Genomic DNA, 7,114 nt, shown 5'->3' on the forward strand with positions numbered 1-7,114 from the left:
CGGGCGCGGTCGAAAAAGCAAAATGCGGTACTCCATCTTCTCCCTCGCCAGGGCGGCGCTCTCTGGCCACAAGGGCTGGACGCGCGCTTGGCGCGACCCTCAACCCAAGAAGCACTACGACGTCGTTATCATCGGCGGCGGCGGGCACGGTCTGGCGACCGCCTACTTCCTGGCGCGTGAATACGGCGTCCGCAATGTCGCGGTGCTGGAGAAGGGCTGGATCGGCTCCGGCAATGCCGGCCGCAACACCACCATCATCCGTTCCAACTATATGCTGCCGGGCAATATCGGCTTCTACGAGCTTTCCATGAAGTTGTGGGAGCGCATGGAGCAGGACCTCAACTACAACACGATGGTCAGCCAGCGCGGCATCATCAACCTCTATCACTCCGATGCGCAGCGCGACGCCTACGCCCGCCGCGGCAACGCCATGCGCATCAACGGCATCGATGCGGAATTGCTGGACGGCGTCCAGATCCGCAAGGTGCTTCCGTTCCTCAACTATGACAATGCACGCTTTCCCATACAGGGAGGGCTGTTGCAGCGCCGCGCCGGCACCGCAAGGCATGACGCCGTCGTCTGGGGCTACGCGCGCGCCGCCGATTCGCGTGGCGTCGACATCATCCAGAACTGCGAAGTAACCGGCTTCATCCGCGACCAGAACGGCAAGGTCACTGGCGTCGAGACCTCGCGCGGCGCCATCGGCGCGGGCAAGGTCGGCATGGCGGTCGCCGGCAATTCCTCGCGCGTCGCCGCGATGGCCGGCCTGCGCCTGCCGATCGAGAGCCATGTGCTGCAGGCCTTCGTCTCGGAGGCGATCAAGCCGCTCATTCCGGGCGTCATCACTTTCGGCGCCGGCCATTTCTATGTCAGCCAGTCCGACAAGGGCGGGCTGGTGTTCGGTGGCGACATCGACGGTTACAATTCCTACGCCCAGCGCGGCAACATGCCGGTGATGGAGGATGTCTGCGAGGGCGGCATGGCGATCATGCCGATGATCGGCCGGGTGCGGCTGCTGCGCCAGTGGGGCGGCATCATGGACATGTCGATGGACGGCACGCCGATCATCGACCGGACACCCGTCGACGGTCTCTACCTGAACGCCGGCTGGTGCTACGGCGGCTTCAAGGCGACCCCGGCGTCCGGCCTGGCCTTTGCCCATCTGCTGGCGCGCGACGAGCCGCACGAGGAAGCCCGGCGCTTCCGCCTCGACCGTTTCCGGCGTGGCGCCATGATCGATGAAAAGGGCCAGGGCGCCCAACCCAACCTGCATTAGAGTGAGACAGGCGCAATGCGCATAGCATGCCCATTTTGCGGAGAACGCGAGCTCGGCGAGTTCACCTATCTCGGTGACGCGGCGCCGAAGCGGCCCTCCGCCTTTGCTGACGACGGCAGCGAGCAGCCGGACGCGCAGGACGCCTTCCACGACTACGTCTATCTCCGCGACAATATTGCCGGCGAAATGACCGAGAGCTGGTATCACGGCGGAGGCTGCCGTTCCTGGCTGACCATCACCCGCAGCACGACGACGCATGAGATCAAGGCGGTGAAGGCAGCGCCGGGCGCAGGCGCCCGGGTAGCGGCGGGCCTGGCATCATGAGCGCGACACGATCCAACCCTCTCGCCGGCGCGGCTTCGGTTCCGCTCGCCTTCGACGACAAGTCGGCGGCGACGAACCGTATCGCTGCCGCCAGTGCGCAGTCGTACCGCCTGGCAAGCGGCGGGCTGATAGACCGGGGGCAATCGCTCTCCTTCAGCTTCGACGGCAAGACCATGACCGGCTATGGCGGCGACACTCTGGCTTCGGCGCTGGTCGCCAACGGTGTCAAGCTGGTCGGTCGCTCGTTCAAATATCATCGCCCGCGCGGCATCCTGACTGCAGGCGCGGAGGAGCCCAACGCGCTGGTCGAATTGCGCACCGGCGCGCGCCGCGAGGCCAACACCCGGGCGACAACGACCGAACTTTACGACGGTCTTGCCGCCAACAGCCAGAACCGTTGGCCGTCGCTGCGCCACGATCTGATGGCGGTGAACTCGCTGCTGTCGCCGGTCTTCGTCGCCGGCTTCTACTACAAGACCTTCATGTGGCCGGCGAAGTTCTGGGAGGCGATCTACGAACCGGCCATTCGCCGCGCCGCCGGCCTCGGCAAGACCAGCGGTGTCGCCGACCCCGACCACTACGAAAAGGCGTGGGCGCATTGCGACGTGCTGGTGGTGGGCAGCGGCCCTGCCGGCTTGTCGGCAGCACTTGCCGCCGGGCGCGCCGGTGCGCGGGTCATCCTTGCCGAGGAAGACAGCCGTCTCGGTGGACGTCTGCTGTCGGATGCTGCGGAGATCGACGGCAAGATCGCCGCCGAATGGCTGGCGAGCGTGCTCGGCGAGCTCGACAGCCTGCCCAATGTTCGCATCATGCCGAGAACCGCAGTGTTCGGCGTTTATGACGGCGGCACTTACGGCGCGCTTGAACGGGTGAACGACCACGTCGCCGTGCCGCCGGCCCACCAACCGCGCCAGCGCCTGTGGCGCATCGTGGCGAAGCGATCGGTGGTGGCGGCCGGCGCGCTTGAGCGGCCGATCGTATTTCCTGGCAATGACAGGCCGGGTGTGATGATGGCCTCGGCGGTGCGCACCTATGTCAATCGGTTCGCGGCCTTGCCAGGGCGGCGCGTCGCGCTGTTCACCAACAATGACGACGGCTGGCGCACTGCCGAAGCCGTTCGCAAGGCGGGCGTCGAGATCGTCGCTGTGATCGACCCGCGCGGCAGAGTTCCGCAACAATTCCGCGGACTGCGGGATACCGCCGGCTTTGAGGTGCTCTCGGGCAATGTCGTCGACGTGAAGGGTGGCGTGGACGGTGTCCACAAGGTGGTCGTCGCCACCGACGGCGGCAGGCGTGAGGTCGAGGCCGATTGCCTGGCGATGTCCGGCGGCTGGAATCCGACTGTGGCGCTGTCCTCCTTCCATCGCGGTCGCCCGGTTTGGCGCGACGACATCGCCGCTTTCGGCCCCGGTCAGTGCCCGCCGGGAATGGTGATGGCGGGCGCGGCCAATGGGGATTTCTCGCTCGGCGCCTGCCTGCGCGACGGCCATGCGGCCGGCTTGAAGGCGGCCCTCGAGACGGGCGCGTCGGGCAGCGCGGGTTCGGCGGCGACCGGCGACGACGAGACTTTTGGGATCAAGCCGCTCTGGCATGTGAAAGGCGGCAAGGCCTTTGTCGACTTCCAGCACGATGTCACTGCTTCCGACGTCACCCTGGCGCAGCGCGAGGGTTTCGAATCCGTCGAGCATCTGAAGCGCTACACGACGCTGGGCATGGCAACCGACCAGGGCAAGCTCTCCAACGTCAACGGCCTGGCCATCATGGCCGAGGCCACAGGACGCAGCATCGCCGACACCGGTACGACCATCTACCGGCCGCCCTACGCGCCGGTGGCGATCGGTGCGCTGGCCGGCCATCACCGCGACGAAAATTTCCATGCTTGGCGGCTGACGCCATCGCATCACTGGGCCGCCGAGCGCGGTGCGGTGTTCGTCGACACCGGCCTCTGGAAGCGCGCGCAGTGGTATCCGCAGCCGGGTGAGAAGGACTGGCTTGAATCGGTCACCCGCGAGGTCAGGGCGGTGCGCGGCGGCGTCGGTTTCTGCGACGTCTCGACGCTCGGCAAGGTGGACGTACATGGTCCCGACGCCGGAAAGTTTCTCGACCGCATCTACATCAACACTTTTTCCAATCTCTCGGTCGGCAAGGCTCGCTACGGCCTGATGCTGCGTGAGGACGGATTGGTCTATGACGACGGTACGACCTCGCGGTTGGCCGAAGATCATTATTTCCTGACGACGACGACGGCCAAGGCCGGCCTCGTCATGCAGCATCTGGAACATTGCCGGCAGGTTCTGTGGCCGGAACTCGACGTGCAACTCACTTCGGTGACCGACCAGTGGGCGCAGTTCTCCATCGCCGGCCCGAACACCCGCGACCTGCTGCGGGACCTGGTCGACCCGTCCGAGGACCTGTCCAACGAAGGCTTCCCGTTCATGGGCGTGCGCGAGGTCGCCTTGCGCGGCGGCATGTGCGCGCGCCTCTACCGCATCTCGTTTTCCGGCGAGATGGCGTTCGAAATCGGCGTGCCGGCGCAGTTCGGTGAAGCGCTTGCCCGCAACCTCATGTTGGCCGGCAAGCCATTCGGCGTGGTTCCCTACGGCACCGAGGCGCTCGGCGTCATGCGTATCGAAAAGGGCCATGTCGCCGGCCCCGAACTCAACGGCACGACGACAGCCGGCGATCTCGGGCTCGGCAAGATGGCCTCGAGGAAAAAGGACTACATCGGCCGCGCCATGGCCGGCCGCGAGGCTCTCAATGCTCCCGACAGGCAGGTCGTCGTCGGCATCAAGCCAGTGAACGCGGCGAGCCGCCTGCGCTCCGGCGCACATATCGTGCCGAAGGGCGCCGTCCCCGGTCCGGACACCGATCAGGGTTATGTGACGTCGGTCTGTTTTTCGCCGATGCTCAGCCAGTGGATCGGCCTGGGCCTGGTTGCTGGCGGGCGCGAACGCCATGGCGAGATTGTGCGCGCGCACGACCCGCTGCGGGGAGAAGACATGGACGTCGAGATCGTCAATCCTGTCTTCTACGATCCCGAGGGAGGGCGCCAGCGTGGCTGATTATCTCTGGAGCACGCAGTCGCCGTTGCAGAAGGCGCTTGTGCCCGGGCGCCAGGGTGTGCGCTCAGGGGAGGCCGGGATTGCACTGACCGAAATGACAGGTGTCGCCGTTGTGCAGATCATGGCGCGCCGTGGCCGCTGGGCTCAAACGGCCAAGGCCGCCAGGGCGCATTTTGGCGTCGGCGCCCCGGATCGCCCGATGGCGGCGTTCGGCAAGGCGGCCACCCTTGTGTGGTCAGGTCCCGACCAGTTCCTTGCCGTAGCGGCCGTGGATGGCTCGGCCGGCCCAATCGCTGCCATGAGCGATGCCTTCGCCGGCAACGCGTCATTATCAGACCAGTCGGGCGGCCGCTGCCGTATCCGGATCACGGGCGCGCGGGCGCGCGATGCCCTGGCGAAAATCTCGTCGCTCGATCTGCACGATACGGTATTTCCGGTCGGTGCTGCCGCCGCGACCTCCATCGACCACACCGGCGTCAATCTGTGGAGGAGTGCCGACGTAGCCGGAAACGCCGTCTACAATGTGCTGGTCTTCGCCAGCTTCGCCGACAGTCTCTGGCACACGCTTGTCGATGCGGCGGCCGAGTATGGCGTTGATGTCGACAGAATGGCCCTCCCGAGAGGCTAACTCTTTTCTCGCGTCGGATTCTTTCTGGTCGGGATATCGGCGACCGTAGAGCGAAATGTATGGTCAACCCATACATTCCGCTCTATCGGTTTCTTTAGCCGCATCTCTGCGAAGCCGGGTGAATTCCGCCTGGCGGCCGAATTCTAGAACAGCCCTTCGATCTGTCCTTTGCCGTTGAGGAAGATCTTTTCGGATGAGGGTGTTTTGGGCAGGCCTGGCATGGTCATCACCTCGCCGCAGATGACCACCACGAAGCCGGCGCCGGCCGACAGCCTGACCTCGCGCACCGGCACCGTGTGGCCGTTCGGCGCGCCCCTCAGGTTGGGGTCGGTCGAGAACGAATATTGCGTCTTGGCCATGCACACCGGCAGGTTGCCGTAGCCGGCCTGCTCCCACTGGTGCAGCTGGTCGCGCACGCTCTTGTCGGCGATCGCCTCGGAGCCGCGGTAGATGCGCTGCACGATGGTGTTGATCTTGTCGAACAGCTTCATCGAGTCGGGATAGAGCGGCGCGAACTGCGAGGCGCCCGATTCGGCCAGCGCCACGATTTTGTGGGCCAGCTCCTCGATGCCGGCCGAGCCCTTGGCCCAGTGCTGGCACAGGATCGCCTCCTCGCCCATCTCGGCGACATAGTCCTTCATCGCCTGGATCTCGGCCTCGGTGTCGGAATAAAAGTGGTTGATCGCCACCACCGCCGGCACCCCAAACTGGCGCACATTCTCGATGTGGCGGCCAAGATTGGCGCAGCCCTTCACCACCGCCTCGACATTCTCCTTGGAAAGGTCTTCCTTCTTCACCCCGCCATTCATCTTCATGGCCCTGACGGTGGCCACGATGACCGCCGCGGCAGGCTTCAGCCCGGCCTTGCGGCACTTGATGTCGAAGAACTTTTCGGCACCGAGGTCGGCGCCGAAGCCGGCCTCGGTGACGACATAGTCGGCAAGCTTCAGCGCCGTGGTGGTGGCCACCACCGAGTTGCAGCCATGCGCGATGTTGGCGAACGGGCCGCCATGCACGAAGGCCGGGTTGTTCTCCAGCGTCTGCACCAGGTTCGGCTGCATGGCGTCCTTCAAAAGCACCGCCATGGCGCCGTCGGCCTTGAGGTCGCGGGCATAGACCGCTGATTTGTCGCGCCGGTAGGCCACGATGATGTCGCCCAGCCGCTTCTCCAGGTCCTTCAGGTCGGTGGCCAGGCACAGGATCGCCATCACTTCCGAGGCCACCGTGATGTCGAAGCCCGCCTCGCGCGGGAAGCCGTTGGCGACCCCGCCGAGCGAGGCGATGATCTCGCGCAGCGCCCGGTCGTTCATGTCCATGACGCGCCGCCACACCACGCGGCGGGTGTCGATGCCGAGCTCGTTGCCCCAGTAGATGTGGTTGTCGATCAGCGCCGACAGAAGGTTGTGGGCGGTGGTGATGGCGTGGAAGTCGCCGGTGAAGTGCAGGTTCATGTCCTCCATCGGCACCACCTGCGCATAGCCGCCGCCGGCGGCACCGCCCTTGACGCCGAAATTGGGTCCGAGCGAGGCCTCGCGGATGCACACCACCGCCTTCTTGCCGATGCGGTTCAGCCCGTCGCCAAGCCCGACCGTCGTCGTCGTCTTGCCCTCGCCGGCCGGCGTCGGGTTGATCGCCGTCACCAGGATCAGCTTGCCGTCCTTGCCGCCCTTCTTCGAGGCGATGAACTCCGCCGAAACCTTCGCCTTGTCGTGGCCATAAGGTAGAAGATGCTCCGTCGGAATGCCAAGCTTCGAACCAACCGCCTGGATCGCCTGCTTCTTGGCGCCGCGCGCTATCTCAATGTCGCTCTTAACGTCGGCCATG

The 7,114-nt window shown here is 65.6% G+C and carries 5 protein-coding genes; 4 read left to right on the top strand and 1 reads right to left on the bottom strand.

Annotated elements, in window-relative coordinates:
* The first annotated feature begins 22 nt into the window (after positions 1-22).
* From F3H98_RS21795 to F3H98_RS21810, 4 genes are read left to right on the top strand one after another with little or no spacing between them, the layout of a single operon-like run.
* Positions 23-1,276 carry a sarcosine oxidase subunit beta family protein gene (locus tag F3H98_RS21795; RefSeq protein ID WP_149762430.1) on the top strand — a complete coding sequence of 418 codons (1,254 nt, stop codon included), beginning with the start codon at positions 23-25 and terminating at the stop codon, positions 1,274-1,276.
* Positions 1,277-1,291: 15 nt separating this feature from the next.
* Positions 1,292-1,600 (top strand): sarcosine oxidase subunit delta, encoded by a 309-nt coding sequence (locus tag F3H98_RS21800; protein WP_149762431.1) that lies wholly within the window; start codon positions 1,292-1,294, stop codon positions 1,598-1,600.
* On the top strand, positions 1,597-4,662 hold the full coding sequence (locus F3H98_RS21805; protein WP_149762432.1) for a sarcosine oxidase subunit alpha family protein: 3,066 nt from the start codon (positions 1,597-1,599) through the stop codon (positions 4,660-4,662). Before F3H98_RS21800 ends, F3H98_RS21805 begins: the two co-directional genes overlap by 4 nt.
* Positions 4,655-5,290, top strand: a complete 636-nt coding sequence (locus F3H98_RS21810) for a sarcosine oxidase subunit gamma (RefSeq protein ID WP_149762433.1) — start codon at positions 4,655-4,657, stop codon at positions 5,288-5,290. The genes F3H98_RS21805 and F3H98_RS21810 overlap by 8 nt, the downstream gene beginning before the upstream one ends.
* Positions 5,291-5,433: 143 nt before the next feature.
* Here F3H98_RS21810 and F3H98_RS21815 read toward each other — a convergent pair whose 3' ends face one another.
* A complete protein-coding gene (locus F3H98_RS21815; RefSeq protein WP_149762434.1) occupies positions 5,434-7,113 on the bottom strand; it encodes a formate--tetrahydrofolate ligase in 1,680 nt (559 codons plus the stop codon).
* Between the last annotated feature and the right edge of the window lies 1 nt (position 7,114).

The organism is Neomesorhizobium albiziae (assembly GCF_900114255.1).
GTDB lineage: Bacteria > Pseudomonadota > Alphaproteobacteria > Rhizobiales > Rhizobiaceae > Neomesorhizobium > Neomesorhizobium albiziae.

Bases quoted from the DNA above. Each gene is read 5' to 3' on its own strand.
- F3H98_RS21805 (WP_149762432.1), top strand. From the start codon at position 1,597: ATGAGCGCGACACGATCCAACCCTCTCGCCGGCGCGGCTTCGGTTCCG.
- F3H98_RS21815 (WP_149762434.1), bottom strand. From the start codon at position 7,113: ATGGCCGACGTTAAGAGCGACATTGAGATAGCGCGCGGCGCCAAGAAG.
- F3H98_RS21800 (WP_149762431.1), top strand. From the start codon at position 1,292: ATGCGCATAGCATGCCCATTTTGCGGAGAACGCGAGCTCGGCGAGTTC.
- F3H98_RS21795 (WP_149762430.1), top strand. From the start codon at position 23: ATGCGGTACTCCATCTTCTCCCTCGCCAGGGCGGCGCTCTCTGGCCAC.